The sequence below is a fragment of the Streptomyces yaizuensis genome (assembly GCF_034961445.1).
GTDB classification, from domain to species: Bacteria; Actinomycetota; Actinomycetes; order Streptomycetales; family Streptomycetaceae; genus Streptomyces; species Streptomyces yaizuensis.
Genome location: NZ_BSBI01000003.1, coordinates 637,369 through 660,127, shown reverse-complemented (window position 1 = coordinate 660,127; position 22,759 = coordinate 637,369). Strand labels below are relative to the sequence as shown.

Here is a 22,759-nt window from a genome sequence, read left to right as displayed (position 1 = left end):
ATACGGGGTCCCGCACCCTTTTCTTCCCGTCCGGGGTTCCGCCCTGCCTGGCCCGTGTCGACGGGGTGGCCCACACCCCTTCTTTCCCCCGGCTCGGGGTACCGGCCGCCTCCGCCGGCTTCGTGGGTGGGGGGTGCAGGGTCGCCCCCGCAGGGGATCGGCGGCAAGTCCCGCTCGCGCTGACCGTGGGCCTTCGGTCCGCCGACCCCGAGGAGGTGAGCCCGGAGGCCCCCACCAACCCGCACCACACCCGGGGCCGGGACCACCCGAACAAACCAGCCTCGTGGGGGTCCCCCCCCGGACGAAGTCTGGGGGAGATTGAGGCGCGGGGGCCTCGGGGGCCGGCCCCCGACGACAACCCGCGCAAAAGACGACCCGCACCCCCAGTCGTCAGGCCGACACTCGATCGTCCGGACCGGACGAGGAAGGAAAGAGCCGCAACCGGTGGGCCAGCGCAGCGGCCTCGCCCCGGCCCGAGACGCCCAGTTTGGCGAGGATGTTCGAGACATGGACGCTGGCGGTCTTGGGTGAGATGTACAGCGCCTCGGCGATCTGGCGGTTGCTGCGGCCGTCGGCGACCAGGCGCAGCACGTCCTCCTCGCGCGGGGTCAGCCCGAGGCCGGGCCCCTGTCGCGGGGCGATGGCGGGGGCGGAGTCGCCGGAGGCCAGGGTGAGGCGGGCGCTCTGGGCGGTGAGGGCGATGTCCTCGGCCAGGGGGCGGTCTCCCACCCGCTGGGCTGTCGCGGCGGCCCGGCGGAGCAGCGCGGTGGCCTGTTCGCGGTCCACCGGCAGCAGGGTCTGGGCCCGGCGGGTGCGGACCATGGCGTGTTCGCGGGGGAAGCCGACCCCGTCGAACGCGGCGTCGGCCTCGGCCCAGTCCGCGGCGGTGTCCTCGCCGGTGGCGCGGCGCAGCTCGGCCCGGACCCAGGTCTCGTGGGCCTGCCACACGGGGACTGCCGCGGCCAGCGTGGTGACGGTGCGGCGGATGAGGTCCAGGGCCTCGGCCCGGCCGGGCTCGGCGGCGGGCAGCCCCCGGGTGTCGGCCTCCAGGGTCGCGGCGGCGCGTACCAGTGGCCAGGCGTAGCGGTGGACGCAGGGCTGCACGCCGTCGCGGACGGCGTCGGCGAAGGCGGCGCGGGCGTCGGCCACCCGGCCGTCGGCTGCCGCGATGCCCAGTTCGACGCGGGCAAGCGGCAGGGAGGACTGGGGCATGGGGTCGTGGGTACCGAAGTGGGCTCGGGCGGCGGCCAGTTGTCCGGCCGCGGCGGCGGCGTCGCCCCGGGCCAGGGCGAGGAGGGCGAGCTGGACGGCGGCGTAGCCACGGGGGCGGGGGCTGAGGGCCTTGCGGACGGCCTGTTCGGCGGCGGTGACGGCGTCGTCCCAGCGGCCGAGGGAGTAGCAGGACTCGGCGAGGTAGCCGAGGATCCAGGCCTCGGAGTCGAGCAGGCCGTAGTGGTGGGTCAGCGCGATGCCTTCGGTGATCAGGTCGACGGCCTGCTGGGAGCGGCCGAGTCCTTCGAGTACGGCGGGGAGGTTCACATGGAAGCGGCCGATGAGGCTGGGCAGCCCGAGGCGGACGGCGCGCTCCCGGGCGGCGTGGATCTCGGCGAGCCCGCCGTCGATGTCGCCGGCGTCGGTCATCAGGACGCCCAGGATGAAGCGGGCCTTCAGCTCGATCTCCTCCTCGGAGACCATGCGGGCGTACGAGACGGCCCGTTCGGCGGTCTCCAGGCTCTCGGGACCGGGGGCGTGCAGCCGCTGCCAGCCGACGACCTCGGCCAGGACCTCGGCATGCACGGCGGACGGCGGCAGGCCGCGTACGAGGGACTGTGCTTCGGCGAGTTCGGCCCAGCCGTCGCCCCGGCCGAGGGCGGAGACCAGCCGGTAGCGCTCGACGGCGAACCAGGCGGCACGCAGCGGGTCGCCCTCGTCGACGGCCATCCGGCGGCCTCGGGTGGCGATCTTCAGGGCCCGCTCGCGTTCGCTGCTGAGCCGGCCGGCGACGGTGGCCTCCGCCATCAGGTCGAGGAAGCGCAGGGGGGTGGCCGGGTCGCAGCCGCAGGCCGGGTAGACCTCGGCGTAGTCGAGGGGGCGCAGGCCGCCGCGGATGTCGTCGGGGGCGGCGTCCCACAGCTCCATGGCCCGCTCCAGGAGCCGCAGCTGCTCCGCGTAGGCATGGCGGATGCGGGCCTCGACGGAGGCGCGCAGGACGGCGGGGAGTGCCTTGGCGGGGACCTGGGCGTGGTACCAGTAGCTGGCGAGGCGGGTGGCCCGCTCGTCGTCCCGGACCAGGGCCGGGTCGGCTTCCAGCGCCTCCGCGTACCGGCGGTTGATGCGGGGGCGCTCACCGGGCAGCAGATCGTCGGCGACGGCCTCCCGGGCGAGGGAGTGGCGGAAGCGGTAGCCGTCGCCGTCCGTGGTGGCCAGCAGGATGTTCGCGCCGACGGCGGAGCGCAGCGCCTCGATGAGGTCGTCCTCGGAGAGCCGGGTGACGGCGAGCAGCAGCCCGTACTCCACGGTGGAGCCGCCCTCGGCGACGATCCTGGCCACCTTCTGCGCGTCCTCGGGCAGGGCCTCGACGCGGACGAGGAGGATGTCGCGCAGCGAGTCGGGCAGGCCGCAGGGGCTGCCGTCGGCGATGCTGCGGGCCAGTTCCTCGACGAAGAAGGCGTTGCCGTCGGAGCGGTCGAACACCCGGTCCACCATGGTGGCTTCCGGTTCGGCGGCGAGGATGCCGGCGAGCTGGTGGTGGACCTCGTCGCGGGTGAAGCGGGTCAGCTCGATCCGCTGGACCGTGCGCATCCGGTCGAGTTCCGCGAGGAAGGGGCGGAGGGGGTGGCGGCGGTGGACGTCGTCGGAGCGGTAGGTGGCGACGACGACGAGCCGGCCCCGGCGGAGAGTTCGGAAGAGGTAGGCGAGGAGATGGCGGGTCGAGGCGTCCGCCCAGTGCAGGTCCTCCAGGACGAGGACGACGACATGGTCGGCGGCGATCCGCTCCAGCAGCCGGGCGGTCAGCTCGAAGAGGCGGGCCCTGTCGTCCTCGCCCCGGCCCGCGTCACCCCGGGGGCTCCGGGGGGCCAGCTCGGGCAGGAGCCGGGCCAGCTCGTCCTCCTGGCCGAGGGCGGCGGCGGCCAGCTCCTCCGGAAGCAGCCGGTGCAGCGTGCGCAGGGCGCTGGAGAACGGGGCGAACGGCAGCCCGTCGGCGCCGATCTCGACGCATCCGCCGACCGCGACGACGGCGCCCCGGCGGCGGGCCTCCGCGAGCGCCTCCTCGATCAGCCGGGTCTTTCCGACGCCGGCCTCCCCGCCGACCAGCAGCGCCTGCGGCTCCCCCTGGCCGCCCGAGCCGGGGCAGCCGACACGGTCGAGCGCGCCGGTGAGCACGGACAACTCACCGGCGCGGCCGACGAACACCGGACTGACGGACCTGGTCTCCACGGTCCCGAGCATCGCACAGCGGTCCGACAGCGCGGCCCGGGGGCTCCGGGCCAGGACGAGGGCGGACACGGCTCAGGCGGCCGGCGCGTACCGCTCACGATCGCCGCCGGGCCGTCCCTCGCCGTCGCCGCCGTCCCCGTCCCGGGCGGCCGCCCGGCGGGCCTTGCGGACGCTGCGTGCCAGGCGGTATGCCTCGGCCTCCTGGACGAGTTCGGCGTGGCGCAGGCGCGGGGCGTGCGGGAGCTGGTGGTGGGTGGTGTCGAACACGGTGTCCTCCTGGACGGATCGAGTGCGGCGGGTTGCCGTGGCACCAATCTCGTCGGCCAGGGGGGTGCGGCGCATCGGGAGGGTTCCGCATGTTCCCGGGGGGTGGGGCCTTAGGCGTGCGTGGGGGAGGTCCGCCCGGCGCCTAAGGCCCTCCGGGTGCGGGCCGTCTCCTGAGGCGCCGGCCCACGCCTGGCGGGGGTCGGCCTTGCGCAGTCCGCCCGCGTCGGTACGGTTTGCTCGCGCTCGTCCGGGGTCCCGGTGGCCCGTACCTGTACGAGGTCGGCCTCGCGCTGCCCGCCCGTGTCGGTACGGGTACGTCGCGCTTGTCCGGGGTCCCGGTGGCCTGGGCCGCGTCGGAACGGGGTCCCGTACCCTCCTTCCCCCCGCCGGGGGTACCGGCCACCCTCCGGCTGGTCCGTGGGCGGGGGTGCAGGGTCGCCCCCGCAGGGGATCGGCGGAGGCCGACCCGCACGGGACCTGGTGAGTACGCTCGCCGACCCCGAGGAGGTGAGCCCGGAGGCCCCGCCAACCCGCACCACCACCCGGCGCCGGGCCGACCCGCACAAACCCGCCCCGTCAACGTCGCCCCGCACAAACCCGCCTCGCCGACGATCACCCGGCAAAAACCAGCCTCTTGGGGGTCCCCCGGACGAAGTCTGGGGGAGATTGAGGCGCGGGGGCTCGGGGGCTGGCCCTCGACGCGGGGCCGCACATGCCATGTGCCCGAGAACCTGTCCGCCCCTGCGGCAACCCGGAAAACTCAGCCTGGCCCGCGATGAGCCCGCACAAATCCCGCCTCGCCGTCGACCCGAGCAAAAACCAGCCTCGCCGGCGATTGAGGCGCAGGGGTTCGGGGACTGGTCCCCGACACAGGCCCGCACACTGCGGGACGTTCGCCTGTGCGGCGGGGCAGGGTCCTGGTCCGTCCTCAAGCGCCGGACCGGCTGGATTTGCTCGGGTGGTTGTCGGGGGCCAGCCCCCGAGGCCCCGCGCCTCAATCTCCCCCAGACTTCGTCCGGGGGGACCCCCACGAGGCTGGTTTTGTTCGGGTGGTCCCGGCGCACCGTGTGGTGCGGGTTGGCGGTGGCCTCCGGGCTCACCTCCTCGGGGTCGGCGGACCGAAGGCCCACGGTCAACGCACGCCGGACTTACCGCCGATCCCCTGCGGGGGCGACCCTGCACCCCCCACCCACACAGCCGGCACAGCAGACCGGTACCCCGAGCCGGGGGAAAAGGGGTGCGGGACCCCGTACCGACACGGGCGGGCCACCGGAACCCCGGACGAGCGCGACGGCCTCGTACCGACCCGGGCCGGCCACCGCGACCCGTCAGGAGCCCGCCTTCGGCAGGGCGAGGAAGAGGTCGAAGTACATGCCCACCGCCAGAAACGCACCGATCGCGCCGAGCACCGCGCCCGCGATCGCCCATGCGCGGACCCACGCGGGGCGTTCGGGGCGGGTGAGGACGGCGATGGCGATGATCAGGGCGATCAGGGCGAAGACGCCGTTGACCAGGGCGGTGGTGTGCCAGGCGTCGCCGTAGATCGCGGAGATCTGGGCGGCGGGCGTGCCGCCCTGGGAGGTTTCGAGCTGGCCGATCAGGGTCTGGCGTTCGGCGGCGATCCGGCCGATCCAGCTGCCGCTGAGGCCGACCATGCCGAGTGCGGCCGCGACGACAGCGCCGGCGGCGGAGAGCAGTCCCGCCGCTGACGAGGTGGCCTCGGCCTCGTCGGCGAGGTCCGCGTCGTCGTCCCTGTCCGCCGCGTCGTTCTCGGCATCGTTCTCGGTGTCGTTCTCCAGGACGTCCGGGGTGTCCGTCCCGGTCGGTGCGTCGCTGGTCTTGTCGGTCTTCGTGAGGTCCATACGGCGCACGCTAGGCGGCCCGTCTGAGAGGGGCCTGAGAGGGACCTGAGAGGCGGCGGCAGGGGGAGGCGGTCAGGCGCGGGCGCGCAGTTCGCGCCACTCGGGTGCGAGCACGGACCAGATCTCCAGGTCGTGGCGTTCGCCCCGGTGGAGGTCGGCGTCCCGCAGTACGCCGTCGCGCCGCATGCCGAGGCGTTCGGCGGCGCGGATGCTCGCTTCGTTGGCGGCGGAGGTGTGCCATTCGACGCGGTGCATCCCGCGCTCCTCGACGGCCCAGTCGATCAGTACGCGGATCGCGCGGGTGATGAGCCCTTGTCCGGTGGCGGTCGCCTCCAGCCAGCAGCCGACCTCGCAGAGGCCCTCGGAGGTGTCGAAGATCCGGAACAGCACCCCGCCGACGAGCGTGCCGTCCTGCCAGATGCCGTGGATACGGCCGGTGTCGGTGGCCTGCTTCTGCGCATACCGGGTCAGGAACGCCCGGGATTCGTCGAGAGTGCGGTTGACGTCCGTGAGGGGGGCGTGGCGGCCGATGTGTTCGCGGCCCCGGTCGATGTGGGCGAAGAACTCCTCGGCCTGCCAGGGCTCCAGGGGGCGCAGCTCCGCCTTCAGGTCGGCGGGGCCGAGGGGTATCGCGAACATGGTGCTCTCTTCTCAGACTTCTCAGACGTTCTCGCGCACGGGCGGAACGATCTTCGCACGGGCCTCGTCGGCGGGCGGCTCCCCGGCCGGCCGGGGTTCCCCGGTGGCCGGCGGCTCGATGGTGATCCGGGGCAGCAGCCGGTCCAGGGAGCGCGGCAGCCACCAGTTGGCGCCGCCGAGGAGGTGCATCAGGGCGGGGACCAGGAGGGTGCGCAGGACGAAGGCGTCCAGGGCGACGGCGGCGGCGAGGGCGATGCCGAACATGGCGATGATCCGGTCGCCGGTGAGGACGAAGGCGAGGAAGACCGAGATCATGATCACGGCGGCGGAGTTGATCACCCGCCCGGTCTCGGCGAGTCCGACGCGTACCGCCCGCCGGTTGTCGCCCGTGGCGAGCCATTCCTCGTACATCCGGCCGACCAGGAAGACCTGGTAGTCCATGGAGAGACCGAAGAGCACCGAGACCATGATCACGGGCAGGAAGGGTTCGACCGGGCCCGCAGCGCCCAGCCCCAGCGGCTCGCTCCCCCAGCCCCACTGGAAGACCGCGACCACGACGCCGAAGGCGGCGGCGACGGCGGCCACGTTCATCGCGGCGGCCTTCAGGGGTATCGCGAAGGAGCGGAACGCGAGGAGCAGCAGGAGGGAGCCGAGGCCGATCACCACGCCGACGAAGGGCGGCAGCTTGCCGATGATCAGGGCGGCGAAGTCGTCGTAGCCGGCGGTCACTCCGCCGACGTACACGCGGGGCCCGGTGTCGCCGGTGGCGGCGGGCAGGACCTCGGTGCGGAGCCGGTCCACGAGGTCGCTGGTGGCCTTCGACTGGGGCGAGGAGGTGGGGACGACGGTGAGCAGCGCCGTATCCCCGGCGCGGTTGTGGACGACGGGGCCGGTGGACGCGACGCCCCGGGTGTCGGCGAGGACGGCGGGCAGCCGGTCGAGGGCGGCGCGGTCGGCGGGGCCGTCGATCCGGGCGACGAGGGTGAGCGGGCCGTTGACGCCGGGGCCGAAGCCGCCGCCCTGCGGTGCGGAGCCGGGGCCGCCGTGCGCGAGCAGGTCGTACGCGGCGCGGGTGGTGGAGCCCGCGGGGTGGTTGCCCTGGTCGGAGGTGCCGAGGTGGAGCGAGAGCGCGGGCAGTGCCAGGACGGCCATGAGGACGGTGGCGACGGCGCCCAGCAGCCGGGGCCGCCGTTCCACGACTGCGGACCAGCGGGCGGCGAGGCCGCTGGTGGGGTCGTCGGGCCGGGGGCCGTGTTCGCGCAGTGCCCGCCGTTCCCGGCCGCTGAGCGCGCGTTCGCCGATGAGGGAGAGGAGCGCGGGCAGCAGGGTGACGGACGCGGCGACGGTGCAGACGACGGTGAGCGACGCGGAGATCGCGACCCCGTCGAGGAAGTCGAGTCGCAGGACGAGCATGCCGAGGAGGGCGATGCAGACGGTGGCCCCGGCGAAGACGACGGCGCGGCCGGTGGTGGTGACGGCCTCGTGGGCGGCCCGGTCGACGGGGAGGCCGGCGCGCAGTCCCCGGCGATGCCGGGTCACGATGAAGAGGGCGTAGTCGATGCCGACGCCGAGTCCGACGAGGAGGCCCAGCATGGGGGCGAAGTCGGCGACGGTCATGGCGTGGCCGAGGAGGACGGTGCCCGCGTAGGCGGTGCCGACCGAGATCAGCGCGGTGACGATGGGGAGCAGGCTGGCGGCGAGCGAGCCGAAGGCGAGGAAGAGGACCACGGCGGCGACGGCGACGCCGACCATCTCGGCCGTGTGCCCGCCGGGGGTCTGCATCCGGCCGGCGGCGGGGCCGCCGGTCTCGACCTGGATCCCCTCGCTCGCGGCGGCCCGCGCGGTGTCGACGACCGCGTCGATCCGTTCCGGGGCGAGGTCGGCGGCCCGCTGTTCGTAGGTGACGGTGGCGTACGCGGTCCGCCCGTCGGGGCTGACCTGTGCCTCGCCGCCGCTCCGGTACGGGCCGGTCACGGAGGCCACCGACGGCAGTGCGGCGAGGTCGGCCAGCATCCGGTTCATGGGTTCGCGGACCTGCGGGTCGCGTGCGGAGCCGCGTTCGGTGTGCCAGACGACGGTGTCGCTGTCGCCGTCCTGGCCGGGGAAGCCCTTGGCGAGCAGGGCGGCCGCGCGGCCGGATTCGGTGCCGGGGACGTCGTAGTCGTTGGAGTAGGCGGTGCCCGCGGTGAGGGCGCCGAGGGCGGTGCCCGCGCAGACGAGGACCCAGAGCAGGACGGTGACGAGTCGGTGCCTGACGCACCACCGGGCTACGGCTGCCAATGGACCTGCTCCCTGGAGAGGTGTCGGTCTTCCCTCGGGAACGGCCCGGAAAGAACTTCTGACCTGCTGAACGCCTGACCTGCTGAACGTCCGGCCTGCCGACCTGCCGGCCGGCTGGCCTGCTTTCACCGCACTCTCTCAGTGTTTGGAGATCGTTGGTCGGCCGGGCGGGGATTCGTGGGGCGGATCACAGCCCTCCGCCCGGTCCCCCGGGGCGCCCGGGCGGCCGAACGGCCTTGGGCGGAGCGGACGTTGTCGGTGGCGGCTGGCACGATGGACGGCATGGAGACGACAGGGAGCAGCCATCCGATGCTCGCGCCCGGCGATGCCGCCGCGTTCGCCCTGACGCTGCACGACTCCCCCGGGCCGCACCTGGGACGGCCCCCGGTGCCGGTGCTCGCCCTGGAGCCGGGGGCCACGCTCCGGGAGCGCCGGGAGTCCTTCCAGGGGGTGTACGGGGAGATCGTCGCCCGGATCGGGGAGCCCACGCTGTACGGGGGGTCCGCGCACGGCCCCGGGGTCCGCTGGCGGGACGACCGCCGGACCGTGCTGCTCGCCGGGGACCGGTACGGGGCCCGGCTCTCCGTCCACGACACCGGCCTGCTGGAGGCGGCGGAGCTGCGGGTCTTCGCCTGGGGCGGGGCCTGGGCCGCCGATGAGCCGCACGACTTTGATCTGCTGCCGTACATCTGGCAGCTGGACCGCGGCGGGCCGGGGGAGCCTCCGGCGGAGCGCACCGGCGGGCGGATGGCGTCCTCGCTGGAGCACTTCGGGTACGCGCTGGAGCTGATGCTGACCGCGTGGGTGGAGCAGTTGCCGGCGCAGGTGGGGGGCGACTGGGCCGGGTTCTGTGTGACGAGCGGGGCGGACCGGGGGCGTCGGGTGCAGCTCAGTTACGGTCTGGCGGACGGGCTCCAGGTGTCGGTGGACGACCGGGACGGGGCGGACACCCCGGAGCGGGCCGGGGTGATGCGCGCGCGGGGCTGGCATTCGCGGGACCGGGGGTGGTGGCAGGCGGAGTTCCCGGATCCGGAGCGCGCTCAGACGGCGGAGGCGGCCCGGCTGGCGCTGGCGGAGCTGCGGGCGCGGGGCACCACCCACCCCAAGGAGCTGCGGGCCCGGGATGTGAGCTGCAAGGACCGGGGGGAGCTGCTGCTGCCGGGGCTGGGGATACGCCACTGAGCGCCACTGAGCCATACGCCGCTGAGCCGGGGGGTGCCCGCTTGCGTCGGCGCCGTCCGGGCCCGCGTCCGGCCGCGGGCGGGGTGCCGCGGGCCGGGTGGCACAGGCCGGGTGCCGGATACGCCACGGGAGCGGCCGCTCCCTGATGGGTGCGACCGCCCCCGGGCGGCTTGCGCGTGCGCGGGACGGGGACGTCAGCCCTCCGTCACGCCCAGCTTCTCCAGGATCAGTTCCTTGACGCGGCCCGCGTCGGCCTGGCCCCGGGTGGCCTTCATGACCGCGCCGACGAGCGCGCCCGCCGCCGCGACCTTGCCGCCACGGATCTTGTCCGCGATGGCCGCGTTCTGCGCGATGGCCTCGTCCACGGCGGTGCCGAGGGCCCCGTCGTCGGAGACGACCTTCAGACCGCGTCCGGCGACGACCGCGTCGGGGTCGCCCTCGCCCGCGAGGACGCCCTCGATGACCTGGCGTGCCAGCTTGTCGTTGAGGTCACCGGAGGAGACCAGCGCGGCGACCCGGGCGACCTGCGCCGGGGTGATGGGCAGCTCGTCCAGCGCGCGGCCGGAGTCGTTGGCGTTGCGCGCCAGCTCGCCCATCCACCACTTGCGGGCCGCCTCGGCCGGGGCGCCCGCCTCGGTCGTGGCGACGATCAGGTCGACCGCGCCCGCGTTGAGGATGGACTGCATGTCCTGCTCGGCGATGCCCCACTCCTCACGGAGCCGGTTGCGGCGCACGCGGGGCAGCTCGGGCAGGGCCGCCCGCAGCTCCTCGACCCAGGCACGGGCGGGGGCGACGGGGACGAGGTCGGGCTCCGGGAAGTACCGGTAGTCCTCGGCGTTGTCCTTGATCCGGCCGGAGGTGGTGCTGCCGTCGTCCTCGTGGAAGTGACGGGTCTCCTGGACGATCTTCCCGCCGGACTCCAGGACGGCGGCGTGCCGCTGGATCTCGAACCGGGCGGCGCGCTCGACGGAGCGCAGCGAGTTGACGTTCTTGGTCTCGCTGCGGGTGCCGAAGACGGTGGCGCCCTTGGGCATCAGGGACAGATTGACGTCGCAGCGCATCTGGCCCATCTCCATCCGGGCCTCGGAGACGCCCAGCGCCCGGATGAGTTCGCGCAGCTCGGCGACGTACGCCTTGGCGACCTCGGGGGCACGCTCACCGGCGCCGGTGATCGGCTTGGTGACGATCTCGATCAGCGGGATGCCGGCCCGGTTGTAGTCGAGCAGGGAGTGGGACGCGCCCTGGATACGGCCGGTGGCGCCGCCGACGTGGGTCGACTTGCCGGTGTCCTCCTCCATGTGGGCGCGCTCGATCTCCACGCGGAAGATCTCGCCGTCCTCCAGCTGGACGTCCAGATAGCCGTTGAAGGCGATCGGCTCGTCGTACTGCGAGGTCTGGAAGTTCTTCGGCATGTCCGGATAGAAGTAGTTCTTCCGGGCGAAGCGGCACCACTCGGCGATCTCGCAGTTCAGCGCGAGACCGATCTTGATGGCCGACTCGATCCCGATCGCGTTGACGACGGGGAGGGAGCCGGGCATGCCGAGACAGGTGGGGCAGGTCTGCGTATTGGGCTCGGCACCCAGCTCCGTGGAGCAGCCGCAGAACATCTTGGTCCTGGTGCCGAGTTCGACATGGACCTCCAGGCCCATGACGGGGTCGTAGCCGGCGAGGGCCGCTTCGTACGACACCAGTTCAGTGACGGTCACGGTGAAACTTTCCCTCTCAGCCCAGCAGGACGTCGTCGTCGCCGATGCGCTTCAGTTCGCGCAGCAGCAGGGCGATGCCCGTGACAATGGCGGCACCGGTGATCGCGGCGTCGAGCAGGCGGAGCGTGTCGTGCTCGCTGCGGGCGGCCTTGATCTGCTTGGCGACGCCGAGGGCGCCGAAGGCGGTGGTGCCGATCGACAGATACGTACCGGCCTTTGACTTCTTGAAGCTCTTGGCCTTGGTCAACGCGCTCATAGCGAGGGTGCCTCCTCAAGCAGGGTGTGCCCCCACCTTTCCACGAAAGCGGCCTCGACGGCCGCGCCGACCTTGTACAGCCGGTCGTCCTTCATCGCGGGGGCGATGATCTGGAGCCCGACCGGGAGGTTGTCCTCCGGGGCGAGCCCGCACGGCAGCGACATCGCCGCGTTCCCGGCCAGGTTGGTCGGGATGGTGCACAGGTCGGCCAGGTACATCGCCATCGGGTCGTCGGCGCGCTCGCCGATCGGGAAGGCGGTGGTCGGGGTCGTCGGCGAGACGATCACGTCGACCTGCTCGAAGGCGGCGTCGAAGTCCTGCTTGATCAGCGTGCGGACCTTCTGGGCGCTGCCGTAGTACGCGTCGTAGTAGCCGGAGCTGAGGGCGTACGTGCCGAGGATGACGCGGCGCTTGACCTCGTCGCCGAAGCCCGCCTCACGGGTGAGGGCGGTGACCTCCTCGGCGGACCTCGTGCCGTCGTCGCCGACCCGCAGGCCGTAGCGCATGGCGTCGAAGCGGGCCAGGTTCGAGGAGCACTCGGAGGGCGCGATCAGGTAGTACGCCGACAGGGCCAGGTCGAAGGAGGGGCAGTCCAGCTCGACGATCTCGGCGCCCAGCTCCTTGAGCAGGGCGACGGACTCCTGGAACCGCTGCACCACGCCGGCCTGGTAGCCCTCGCCGCCGAACTGCTTGACGACGCCGACGCGCAGGCCGGCGACGCTGCCGTTGCGGGCGGCCTCGACCACCGGGGGCACCGGGGCGTCGATCGAGGTCGAGTCCAGCGGGTCGTGACCGGCGATGACCTCGTGCAGCAGGGCCGCGTCCAGGACCGTGCGGGCGCAGGGCCCGCCCTGGTCGAGGGAGGAGGAGAAGGCGACCATGCCGTAGCGGGAGACCCCGCCGTAGGTGGGCTTGACGCCGACGGTGCCGGTGACGGCGGCGGGCTGGCGGATCGAGCCGCCGGTGTCCGTGCCGATGGCGAGGGGCGCCTCGTACGCGGCGAGCGCCGCACTGGAGCCGCCGCCGGAGCCGCCGGGGATCCGGGTCAGGTCCCAGGGGTTGCCGGTGGGGCCGTAGGCGCTGTTCTCGGTGGAGGACCCCATGGCGAACTCGTCCATGTTGGTCTTGCCGAGGATGACGACACCGGCCTCCTTCAGCTTGCGCGTCAGGGTGGCGTCGTACGGCGGGATCCAGCCTTCGAGGATCTTGGAGCCCACGGTGGTGGGCACGCCCTCGGTGGTGAAGATGTCCTTCAGTGCGAGCGGTACGCCCGCGAGCGGGCCGAGCTTCTCGCCGGCGGCGCGCTGCGCGTCGACGGCGCGGGCCTGCGCGAGGGCACCCTCGCGGTCGACGTGGAGGAAGGCGTGGACCTTCTCGTCCACGGCCTCGATCCGCGCCAGGTGGGCCTCGGTGACCTCGACGGCGGTCAGCTCGCCGGAAGCGATCTTCGCGGCGATCTGGGCCGCGGTGAGCTTGATGATGTCCGTCATGATCAGTCCTCCCCCAGGATCTGCGGCACCTTGAAACGCTGCTGCTCCTGGGCCGGGGCGCCGGAGAGCGCCTGCTCGGGGGTGAGCGACGGACGGACCTCGTCCGCGCGCATGACATTGGTCAGCGGCAGCGGGTGGGAGGTCGGGGGCACGTCTTGGTCGGCGACTTCGGCGACGCGGGCGACCGCGCCGATGATGTCGTCGAGCTGACCGGCGAAATGGTCGAGTTCGTCGCCGGAGAGTTCCAGGCGTGCCAGCCGGGCGAGGTGGGCGACCTCCTCGCGCGTGATGCCAGGCATGCAGCGATCCTCAGGGTGAGTGTGTGTGGTTTGGGGCCAATCCTAGGGGGCACGGACCCCTGACCACGAAACGGTTTGCCCCGGCCCGCCCCCGCCCGGCCTCCCGGGGGCACCCGGACCGCTCCCCGTACGCGCCGCCGGTCACCGGGCCGCCCGACGGCACGGGCCTCCCGGACCGCCCTTCCGTACCCGCTAGGGAGTGTCTTCACAGTAGCGTCGTCCGCCCGGAGGGCGGGCCCGGCGGAGTCTGGTGCATGGGGTCTCCCCAGGCCCGCCAGGGCCGAGGGGACGGATCGCAAGGCGGAGGATGGGGGTACCTCCCGGGCCGCCAGGCCCAGGGGGCGAGTCCCTGCGGTGGGGGTACTCCCCCTGGCTCCGCCGGTGGCACCCCCACCCGGGCCGCCAGGCCCAGGGGGCCATCGGCGACTGACGACAACGCGGCGTGGGGGTACTCCCCCTGGCTCCGCCGGTGGCACCCCCACCCGGGCCGCAAGGCCCAGGAGGAGTGCCGTGCCAGGGCACGCCGGGCAGACGGGACTGTGAAGACACGACCTAGGGGACGACCTGGCCGGAGGGTTCGTCGGCCGCCGCCGGGGCGGGCGGCGGGGACGGCGCGCCGGGCGCGGGCGCCGGCGGGGGCTGCGGCGCGGGCGGCGCGGGCTCGATGGAGCGGGGCTGGCGGTGCCAGCCGTGCTCGCCCCGGGCCCGCAGCCAGGCGGTCGTCTCCTGCGGTGGCATGGCGGCGGCGACCAGCCACCCCTGGACGGCGTCGCACCCCAGGTCCCGCAGGCGCTCCCAGGTCTCGTCGTCCTCGACGCCCTCCGCGACGACCAGCAGGCCCAGCGAGTGCGCGAGGTCCACGGTGCAGCGGACGATCTCCGCGTCCTCGGTGTCCACGGCGAGCCGGGCCACGAAGGAGCGGTCGATCTTCAGCTCGCTGACCGGGAGGCGGCGCAGATGGACCAGGGAGGAGTAGCCGGTGCCGAAGTCGTCCAGCGACATCCGCACCCCGTGGTCGGTGAGGCCCGCGAGGGTGTCGGCGGCCCGCTGGGGGTCCTCCAGCAGGACGTGTTCCGTTATCTCCAGCTGGAGCGCCCCGGCGGGGACCCCGTGCCGGGCGAGGCGGGCGGCGACGGAGCCGGCGAAGCCGGGGGTGTGGACGTCGCGCGGGGAGACGTTGACCGCGACGGGGACCTTGAGGCCCTGCGCCCGCCAGACGGCGACCTGGGCGAGGGCGGTGTCGAGGACGTACTCGGTGAGGTGCGGCATCAGCCCGGAGGACTCGGCGATGGCGATGAACTCGTCCGGCGGGACCCGGCCCCGGTCCGGGTGGACCCAGCGGACCAGGGCCTCCAGACCGGCGACATGGCCGTCGAAGCGCACCTTCGGCTGGTAGTGCAGTTCGACCTCGTGGGCGTCGAGGGCCCGGCGCAGGTCCCCGAGGAGCCCCAGCCGGTCGGGGGTGTTGCTGTCGCGCTTGGACTCGTAGACCTCGACGCCGGTGCGGTCCCGCTTCGCCTGGTACATCGCCACGTCGGCGCGGCGCAGCAGGCCCTCCGCGTCGAGCGCGTGCTCGGGGAAGACGGCGACGCCGGCGCTGGCCTCCAGGACCAGGGTCAGCCCGTCCAGGTCGAGCGGGGAGGACAGCTCCCCGGCGAGCTGGCGGGCGACGCGCTGGGCGCTGGTGATGGAGTCGGCGACGGGCAGCAGCACGGCGAACTCGTCGCCGCCGAGGCGGGCCGCCTCCGCGCCGCGCGGCAGGGCGTGCCGCAGCCGCTGGGCTATCTGCAACAGGAGCCGGTCCCCGGCGAGATGGCCGAGGGTGTCGTTGACGGAGCGGAAGCGGTCGAGGTCGATGAGGACGAGGGCGGAGCGGGTGCCGTGGCTCTCGGCCTCCTCCAGCGCGGCCCAGGTGCGCTCCAGCAGCCACTGCCGGTTGGGCAGGCCGGTCAGCGGGTCGCGCAGCTGTTCCTCGGCGCGGGCGCGGGCGATCCACAGGGTGGAGTCCAGGGCGATCAGCGGTACGGCGAAGAGCGGCAGCACCAGCGGCAGCGCGACGGCGACCACGCAGATCAGCGGGGCGATGCCGAGGAGCGCGACCGCGACAAGGCCCTGCCGCAGCAGGGCCGTCCGGGCGATGGTGGGCAGTCCCCCGCCCTGGGGGGTGAGCACATACCACAGAAGCAGCCGGGTGACCCCGAGATAGGCGGCGGCCGCGAGGACCACTTCGGGCGCGGCCCCGATGCCCCAGTCGAGTGGCTCCCAGGGCTGCTCCACGGTGGGTTCCACACCGAAGGCGGTGAGGACGAGGGTGGCGGCGCCGATGCCGAGGACGTCGGCGGCGCCGTGCAGCAGCCCGTGGCGGCGCCGCTGTCTGCGGACGGTGCCGACGAGGGCGACGACGGCCAGCGAGACCAGGACGGCGGGCACCCAGCCGTAGAGCAGGAGCACGGCGAGGGTGAGGGCGGCGCCGGAGCCGGTGCCGCCCCACCAGCGGTCGCGGCCGAGGGCGACCAGATGTCCCACGATGATCCCGGTGAGGACGGCGAAGGCCCAGCCCACGGTGGAGCCGGGGAAGAGGGCGCGCTCGTCCCTGACCGCTCCGGTGATCCCGGTGGCCAGGACGAGCGCGGCCGCGCCGACGACGGCGACGGGCAGCCCGGGTGTCATCCCCGCCAGACCCGCCAGGGCCGCGAAGCCACGCGGCCGGGGGACCGGGGCGGCGCTCTCGGTCGGTTCCATTCCCGTCCCTCTCACAGCCGGCGGTGCCGATGCCTGGCGATGGTCCTTTTCGTCATGCCACACGACTTCGTCATGCCACCACGACTGAAATTCCCACCACGCGGCCGTGCACGACTGGCGCACATCTCAACAGTAGGCGGCGTTGGGCTCCGACGGGCAGCGCTCTACAGCTCTTGCCCGAATGCGACCCGACCACCCTTATCCATCTGCTATGCGCTGAACGGGTGACCTGTACCGGTCGTTCCGGATCCTCCTACGGCGTCTTGTTCCCGCCGTTGGTACGCCGGAGGGCTGCCGGGACAAGCCCTCTCCGGCCCCCGCGTACGCCCCCCTTTGTCACGCCTCTTCCGGCACAGCCGCCTCACGCGCCGCGTCAGGTCCTTGTTCGAGCAGAATTCCGAAACCTTCCTCGTCGAGAACTGACACCTTCAACTGCATGGCTTTGTCGTACTTGGAACCGGGGTTGTCCCCGACCACCACGAACCCCGTTTTCTTGGAAACAGAACCGGTCACTTTCGCGCCAAGGCTCTGAAGGGCCTCTTTTGCGCCATCCCTCGTGTAGTTCACGAGCGTTCCGGTGACCACGACGGTGATCCCCTCCAGCGGGCGGGGGCCCCGGTCCTCGTCCGCGCCCTCCTCCGCCATCCGCACCCCGGCCGCCTCCCACTTGCGCAGGATCTCCTGGTGCCACTCCTCGGCGAACCACTGCTTCAGCGAGGCGGCGATGATCGCGCCGACGCCGTCGGTCGCGGCCAGCTCCTCCTCGCTCGCCTCCTGGATCCGCTGGATCGAACGGAACTCCCGGGCCAGCGCCTCGGCGGCGACCGGGCCGACATGGCGGATGGAGAGCCCGGTGAGGATCCGGGCCAGGGGCCGGCTCTTGGCCGCCTCGATGTTCCGCAGCATCGCCACGGCGTTCTTCCTCGGCTCGCCCTCCTGGTTGGCGAAGACGGTGGCGATCTTCTCCTCGCCGGTCTTCGGGTCCCGCTTGGGCAGCTTGCTGTCCGGATCCAGGACATACGCCCGGATCGGCAGCAGCTGCTCGATGGTGAGCGAGAACAGGTCGCCCTCGTCCCGCAGCGGCGGCTCGGCGGGCTCCAGCGGCCGGGTGAGCGCGGCGGCGGCCACATAGCCGAAGTGCTCGATGTCGAGGGACTTGCGGCCGGCCAGATAGAACAGCCGCTCCCGCAGCTGCGCCGGGCAGGAGCGGGCGTTGGGGCAGCGGAGGTCGATGTCGCCCTCCTTCATCGGCCGCAGCCCGGTGCCGCACTCGGGGCACTCGGCGGGCATCACGAACTCCCGCTCGGTCCCGTCCCGCAGCTCGGCCACCGGGCCCAGGATCTCCGGGATCACGTCACCGGCCTTCCGCAGCACCACGGTGTCCCCGATGAGGACGCCCTTGGCCTTCACCACGTCCTGGTTGTGCAGGGTCGCGAACTCGACCTCGGAGCCCGCCACCTGCACCGGCTCCACCTGCGCGTACGGCGTGACCCGCCCGGTGCGGCCGACACCGACGGTGATGTCGATCAGCTTGGTGTTGACCTCCTCCGGCGGGTACTTCCAGGCGATGGCCCAGCGCGGCGCCCGCGCCGTGGAACCCAGCCGGCCCTGGAGCGGGATCTCGTCCAGCTTGACGACCACGCCGTCGATCTCGTGCTCCATGGAGTGGCGGTTCTCCCCGTAGTGGGCGATGAACCGGCGCACGCCCTCCAGGGAGTCCACGACCTCGTAATGCCGCGACGTGGGCAGCCCCCACTCGCGCAGCAGCTCGTACGCGTGGGACAGGCAGTCGATGCCGAAGCCGTCCCGGGCGCCGATGCCGTGGACCACCATGTGCAGCGGCAGGGTCGCGGTGACCTTGGGGTCCTTCTGCCGCAGCGAGCCCGACGCGGAGTTGCGCGGATTGGCGTAGGGCTGCTCCCCCGCCGCCACCCGTCTCTCGTTGAGCTGCTGGAACTGGTCCATCGGGAAGTAGACCTCGCCGCGGATCTCCACGAGGTCCGGGACGCGGTCGCCGAGCAGCCGGTCGGGGATGTCCGCGATGGTGCGGATGTTCGGCGTGATCTCCTCGCCGACCCGGCCGTCGCCCCGGGTCGCCGCGCGGGTCAGCCGCCCCTTCTCGTAGGTCAGATTGACGGCGAGGCCGTCGACCTTCAGCTCGCAGAGGAAGTGGAAGTCGCTGCTCCCGACCTCCCGCTCGACGCGCTCCGCCCAGGCCGTCAGCTCCTCCTCGTCGAAGGCGTTGTCCAGCGAGAGCATGCGCTCGCGGTGCTCGACCTTCGCGAGGTCCGTCTCGTACTGCCCGGCGACCTTCTGGGTCGGCGAGTCGGGCGTCCGCAGCGCCGGGTGGCGCTCCTCCAGCTCTTCGAGGGAGCGCAGCAGCCGGTCGAACTCGCTGTCGCTGATGACCGGCTGGTCCTTCACGTAGTAGCGGAAGCGGTGCTCCTCGATCTGCTCGGCGAGGTCCGCGTGCCGCTCCCGTGCCTTCGCGGGCAGCTCCGGGGTGTCCTGCGCGGGCAGCTCGACCCGCTCCCCGGAGTCCTTCCCGGGCTCCGCCGCGGACCGCTCCCCGGAGCCCTGCCCCGGCTCCGCTCCGGACCGCTGCCCGGACAGCTCCGACTCCGTACGCTCTTCGCCAGCCACCGTCTTCGTCCTCCCGTGTCCCGATACCCCTTACTCAGGGTTGTCCGCGAGCGATCTCGCGGCACGGGCGCAGTGGGCGAGCGCGGCCCTGGCGTACGCCGGGGATGCGCCCGCCAGACCACAGGTCGGGGTGATCACGACGGACTCCGCCAGAGTCCCCGGATTCAGCCCCAGCCTGCGCCACAGCGTCCGTACACCCATGACGCTACCTCCCGGGTCTGACAATCCCGCCGAGGCCGGGTCCGTGGACGGCACCACCCCGGCGAAGAGCTGCGTACCGCCTTCGACGGCCTCCCCGATCGCCTCTTCGTCACGCTCGGTGAGGAGGGTGAAGTCGAAGGAGACGGCGGCGGCACCGGCCCGGCGGAGCAGGGCGAAGGGGACGTCCGGGGCGCAGGAGTGGACGATCGCGGTCTCGTCCCCGATCACCTCGCGGAGGGTGGCCTCGACCACCTGCCGGTCGGTGGCCCGGTGGGTGCGGTAGCCGGAGGCGCTGCGGACCTGCCCGCGCAGGACGGCGGTGATCGACGGCTCGTCCAGCTGGAGCGCGACCCGCGCGCCGGGCACCCGGCGGCGCACCTCCGCGAGGTGGTCGCGGAGCCCCTCGGCGAGCGAGCCGGCGAGGTCGCGGCAGGCGCCGGGGTCGGAGAGGACGGCCTCGCCCCCGCGCAGCTCCAGCGCGGCGGCGAGCGTCCAGGGGCCGACGGCCTGGACCTTCAGCGGGCCCTCGTACCCCTGGGTGAACTCCTCCAGGGCGTCCAGGTCCTCCCCCAGCCAGGAGCCGGCCCTGCGGGTGTCCCGGCCGGGCCGGTCGCTGATCCGCCAGCCGCTGGGTTCGACATGGGCGTACATCTCGACCAGCATCCCGAGGGTCCGGCCGATCATGTCGGCGCCGGGGCCCCGGGCGGGCAGTTCGGGCAGGTGGGGGAAGTCCTCGAAGGACCCGGTGACGGTCTTCGCCGTCTCGCGGGCGTCCCCGCCGGGCATGGAGCCGACACCGCTGGCCGGACCCCATTCAAACGCTCTTGTCTCGCTCACCCGGGAAGGGTACGCGGGAAGGTAGCCGCAGGGGGCGGCCCGGCGGTACGGCCGGCGGTACGGGGCGGTCCGCCCCGGCTGCGGGCGGGCGGGTCCCCGGGGCGGGGCACCTCAGGGTCCGGGCCGGGGCTCCTCAGGGTCCGGGGCGGGGCACCTCAGGGTCCGGGGCGGACCATCAGGTCCTCGATCGCCGCGTCGCGCGGCAGGTCGATCGCCGTGAGCACGGTCGTCGCGACCGACTCCGCGTCCATCCAGCGGGACGGGTCGTACTCCCGCCCCTCCTGCGCGTGCACCCTGGCCTGCATGGGGCTCGCGGTGCGCCCCGGGTACACGGAGGTGACCCGGACACCGTTCTCCCGCTCCTCCTCGCGGAGCGCGTCGGCGAGCGCCTTCAGGCCGTGCTTGGCGGCGGAGTACGCGCCCCACTCGGCGTAGGTGTGCAGCCCGGCGCCCGAGTTCACGAAGACGACCTGGCCGCGGGTGACGCGCAGCTGGGGCAGGAGCAGCCGGGTCAGCTCGGCGGGGGCGACCAGATTGGTGTTGAGCTGCTCGTGCCAGGTCCTGGGGCGCAGTTCGCCGACCTTGCCGAGGTCGACGATGCCCGCGCTGTGGATCAGGGAGTCGACCCGGTCCGGCAGCTCCTGGTGGGAGAAGGCCCAGGAGATCCGGTCCGGGTCGGCCAGGTCGGCGACGAGGGTGCGGGCGCCCGGGTGGGCGGCGGCCAGTTCCCTGGCGCGGCCGGCGTTCCGGGCCAGCAGGACGAGATCGTCGCCCCGGTCGCGCAGCCGCCGGGCGACGGCCGCACCGATGCCGGAGCCCGCTCCGGTGATCACATGAGTTGCCATGCCGACCATGGTCCCACTGCGGGGGCGGTCATCCGCGCCCGGCGGCCCGCTCCAGACACTCCAGGGCCTGGTGCCCGTCCTCGGCGAAGAACACCAGGTCGGCGAGGGGCACCGGGAGGAAGCCCTCCGCGTCCATCCGCCGGAACTGTTCCTTCAGTCCGTCGTAGAAGCCGTTCGTGTTCAGCAGGACGACCGGCTTGGTGTGGTGCCCGTGCTTCTTCAGCTCCAGGATCTCGGTGGCCTCGTCCAGCGTCCCGGTACCCCCGACCATGATCACCACGGCGTCCGCCCGGTCCAGGAGCAGCGCCTTGCGTTCGGCGAGGTCCCGGGCGATCACCATCTCGTCGGCGTCCTTCCGGGCGGAGCCGGCGAGAAAGGCGACGGATACGCCGACCAGCCGGCCGCCCGCCTCCTGGACCCCGTCGGCCACCACTTTCATCAGTCCGCTGTCGGAGCCGCCCCAGACCAGCGTATGGCCGCCCTTTCCGAGCAGGGTGGCGAATTCCCGGGCGGGGCGGGTGTAGCGCTCGTCCAGATCGGCGGCGGAGAGAAAGACGCAGATGTGCATGGGAGCACCGTAACCGGCCCGGCAATTCATTCATGAACTGTCGCTCATTCAACGGAAGTTGTGGAAAGAATCTTGCCCGGCGGCGATGAGTTCCGCACCGGCCGCCGGTCGGCACCGGCATGGACAATATGAGCCGTACGCTCGCGAAGGCCCGCTCCGGGGACGGCACGCTCATCGCGTACGAACAGTGGGGCGACGGCCCGCCGGTGGTCCTCGTGGGCGGCCCGCTGGGCACGGCGGCGACGGACGCCCCCCTCGCCGCGCTGCTGTCGGCCCGCTTCCGGGTCGTCACCTACGACCGGCGGGGCCGGGGCGCCAGCGGCGAGTCGGGCACGTACCGCGTGGAGCGCGAGATCGACGATCTGGCCGCCGTCATCGAGGAGACGGGGGGCAGTGCCTCCGTACACGGCATGTCGTCGGGGGGCGTGCTCGCGCTGCGGGCGGCGGCGGCCGGGGTGCCCGTCACCCAGCTGTCCGTGTACGAGCCCCCCTTCCATCCGGCGGTGCGTCCGGCGCAGCGCCCGCCGGAGCAGGTGCGGCGGATGCGGCTGCTGCTGGCGGCGGGCCGGCGCGCGGACGCGCTCGCGCTCTTCCTCACCGATGCCGGGACGCCGCCGGAGACCCTGGCCCGGATGCGTGGCTCGGCGCTGTGGGAGGTGCTGGAGTCGGTGGCGCACACCCTGCCGTACGACCACGAGGTGATGGGCAACGGCTCCGTGCCCACGGGGCTGCTGGGCCGGGTGGCGACCCGGGTGATGGTGGTCGACGGCGGCGCCAGCCCGCCCTGGACGCGGGACGCCGCCCGGCTGGTGGCGCGGGCCCTGCCGCGCGGCCGGCACCGGACGCTGACGGGGCAGACGCACGAGGTGGCGCCGCATGTGCTGGCGCCGCTGCTGGTGGACTTCCTGAGCGCGTAGGCCCTGCGGGGGCGGCGGGGCGCCGTGCGCGGGTCCCCGCCGGGCGGGGCGCCGTGGGCGATCGGCGCTCCGGGCCCGCGGCGGACGCCGTCCCGTACTCCCCGCCGGGGTGCGAGGGTCCGGCGCGGGCGGCCTCAGAGCGGCGGAATGCGGACCACGTTGACGGCCTGCGGACCCTTGGGCCCCTGGATGAGCTGGTACTCGACCCGGTCGCCCTCCTCCAGGGAGCGGAAGCCGCTCCCGAGGACGCCGGTGTAGTGGACGAAGACGTCCGGGCCGCCGTCGTCCGGGGCGATGAAGCCGTAGCCCTTGTCCACGCTGAACCATTTGACCGTACCGAAGTTGATCAATGCACGCGGCTCGGCGGAGTGGCCCGGGGCCAGGGCCGCCGAGGGGGCCGCCGCTGCCGGGCCGCCGCCCGCCAGGGTGCCCAGGACAGCCAGGAGGCCGATGATTCCCGCGGTGATACGCCGGGTGGAGAACATGGGTTGCCGGTCCCTTTCTCGCGCGCAGGGGAACGCGTACGCCCGCCTGGCCGGATCCCCCGGGTGACGGCTGTCACCGGGGCCCCAGTGTCACCACGGCCC

Annotated in this window: 17 protein-coding genes; 2 read left to right on the top strand and 15 right to left on the bottom strand. The window is 73.4% G+C overall.

What is annotated here, in order from left to right:
- Positions 1 to 390 precede the first annotated feature (390 nt).
- The 5 genes from SYYSPA8_RS11090 to SYYSPA8_RS11070 all read right to left on the bottom strand — a co-directional run bounded on the left by SYYSPA8_RS11090 (position 391) and on the right by SYYSPA8_RS11070 (position 8,486).
- Positions 391 to 3,450, bottom strand: a complete 3,060-nt coding sequence (locus SYYSPA8_RS11090) for a helix-turn-helix transcriptional regulator (RefSeq protein WP_323446933.1) — start codon at positions 3,448 to 3,450, stop codon at positions 391 to 393.
- 60 nt (positions 3,451 to 3,510) lie between these two features.
- Positions 3,511 to 3,780: a hypothetical protein gene (locus SYYSPA8_RS11085; protein WP_323446868.1), complete on the bottom strand. Its 270-nt coding sequence runs from the start codon at positions 3,778 to 3,780 to the stop codon at positions 3,511 to 3,513.
- A 1,253-nt stretch (positions 3,781 to 5,033) separates the two neighbouring features.
- Positions 5,034 to 5,567: a hypothetical protein gene (locus SYYSPA8_RS11080; protein WP_323446867.1), complete on the bottom strand. Its 534-nt coding sequence runs from the start codon at positions 5,565 to 5,567 to the stop codon at positions 5,034 to 5,036.
- A gap of 72 nt (positions 5,568 to 5,639) precedes the next feature.
- Positions 5,640 to 6,206, bottom strand: coding sequence for a GNAT family N-acetyltransferase (locus SYYSPA8_RS11075; protein WP_323446866.1), 567 nt, complete (start codon positions 6,204 to 6,206; stop codon positions 5,640 to 5,642).
- Positions 6,207 to 6,227: 21 nt separating this feature from the next.
- Positions 6,228 to 8,486, bottom strand: a complete 2,259-nt coding sequence (locus SYYSPA8_RS11070; RefSeq protein ID WP_323446865.1) for an MMPL family transporter — start codon at positions 8,484 to 8,486, stop codon at positions 6,228 to 6,230.
- 282 nt (positions 8,487 to 8,768) lie between these two features.
- On the opposite strand from SYYSPA8_RS11070, the gene SYYSPA8_RS11065 reads away from it, so the two are divergent.
- Positions 8,769 to 9,668, top strand: a complete 900-nt coding sequence (locus SYYSPA8_RS11065; protein WP_323446864.1) for a hypothetical protein — start codon at positions 8,769 to 8,771, stop codon at positions 9,666 to 9,668.
- Positions 9,669 to 9,862: 194 nt separating this feature from the next.
- Here SYYSPA8_RS11065 and gatB read toward each other — a convergent pair whose 3' ends face one another.
- From gatB to SYYSPA8_RS11020, 9 genes are all read right to left on the bottom strand, one after another.
- Positions 9,863 to 11,374: an Asp-tRNA(Asn)/Glu-tRNA(Gln) amidotransferase subunit GatB gene (gene gatB, locus SYYSPA8_RS11060; protein WP_323446863.1), complete on the bottom strand. Its 1,512-nt coding sequence runs from the start codon at positions 11,372 to 11,374 to the stop codon at positions 9,863 to 9,865.
- 16 nt (positions 11,375 to 11,390) lie between these two features.
- Positions 11,391 to 11,630: a hypothetical protein gene (locus tag SYYSPA8_RS11055; RefSeq protein ID WP_323446862.1), complete on the bottom strand. Its 240-nt coding sequence runs from the start codon at positions 11,628 to 11,630 to the stop codon at positions 11,391 to 11,393.
- Entirely contained in the window at positions 11,627 to 13,120 is a 1,494-nt protein-coding gene (gatA, locus tag SYYSPA8_RS11050; RefSeq protein WP_323446861.1) for an Asp-tRNA(Asn)/Glu-tRNA(Gln) amidotransferase subunit GatA, read from the bottom strand. The genes SYYSPA8_RS11055 and gatA overlap by 4 nt, the downstream gene beginning before the upstream one ends.
- 2 nt (positions 13,121 to 13,122) lie before the next feature.
- On the bottom strand, positions 13,123 to 13,419 hold the full coding sequence (gatC, locus tag SYYSPA8_RS11045) for an Asp-tRNA(Asn)/Glu-tRNA(Gln) amidotransferase subunit GatC (RefSeq protein ID WP_003955854.1): 297 nt from the start codon (positions 13,417 to 13,419) through the stop codon (positions 13,123 to 13,125).
- Between the two features lie 552 nt (positions 13,420 to 13,971).
- The gene (locus tag SYYSPA8_RS11040; protein ID WP_323446860.1) at positions 13,972 to 16,161 is read right to left on the bottom strand and encodes a putative bifunctional diguanylate cyclase/phosphodiesterase; all 2,190 of its coding nucleotides are present in this window, start codon (positions 16,159 to 16,161) and stop codon (positions 13,972 to 13,974) included.
- A gap of 336 nt (positions 16,162 to 16,497) precedes the next feature.
- Positions 16,498 to 18,681: an NAD-dependent DNA ligase LigA gene (ligA, locus tag SYYSPA8_RS11035; RefSeq protein ID WP_323446932.1), complete on the bottom strand. Its 2,184-nt coding sequence runs from the start codon at positions 18,679 to 18,681 to the stop codon at positions 16,498 to 16,500.
- 153 nt (positions 18,682 to 18,834) lie between these two features.
- On the bottom strand, positions 18,835 to 19,791 hold the full coding sequence (locus SYYSPA8_RS11030; RefSeq protein ID WP_323446931.1) for a methionine synthase: 957 nt from the start codon (positions 19,789 to 19,791) through the stop codon (positions 18,835 to 18,837).
- 206 nt (positions 19,792 to 19,997) lie between these two features.
- Positions 19,998 to 20,696 (bottom strand): SDR family oxidoreductase, encoded by a 699-nt coding sequence (locus tag SYYSPA8_RS11025; RefSeq protein ID WP_323446859.1) that lies wholly within the window; start codon positions 20,694 to 20,696, stop codon positions 19,998 to 20,000.
- A gap of 19 nt (positions 20,697 to 20,715) precedes the next feature.
- The gene (locus SYYSPA8_RS11020) at positions 20,716 to 21,255 is read right to left on the bottom strand and encodes an LOG family protein (RefSeq protein ID WP_323446858.1); all 540 of its coding nucleotides are present in this window, start codon (positions 21,253 to 21,255) and stop codon (positions 20,716 to 20,718) included.
- 119 nt (positions 21,256 to 21,374) lie between these two features.
- On the opposite strand from SYYSPA8_RS11020, the gene SYYSPA8_RS11015 reads away from it, so the two are divergent.
- Entirely contained in the window at positions 21,375 to 22,172 is a 798-nt protein-coding gene (locus tag SYYSPA8_RS11015) for an alpha/beta fold hydrolase (RefSeq protein ID WP_323446857.1), read from the top strand.
- Positions 22,173 to 22,306: 134 nt separating this feature from the next.
- Here SYYSPA8_RS11015 and SYYSPA8_RS11010 read toward each other — a convergent pair whose 3' ends face one another.
- Positions 22,307 to 22,519, bottom strand: coding sequence for a cold-shock protein (locus SYYSPA8_RS11010; RefSeq protein WP_323446930.1), 213 nt, complete (start codon positions 22,517 to 22,519; stop codon positions 22,307 to 22,309).
- Positions 22,520 to 22,759: the final 240 nt, after the last annotated feature.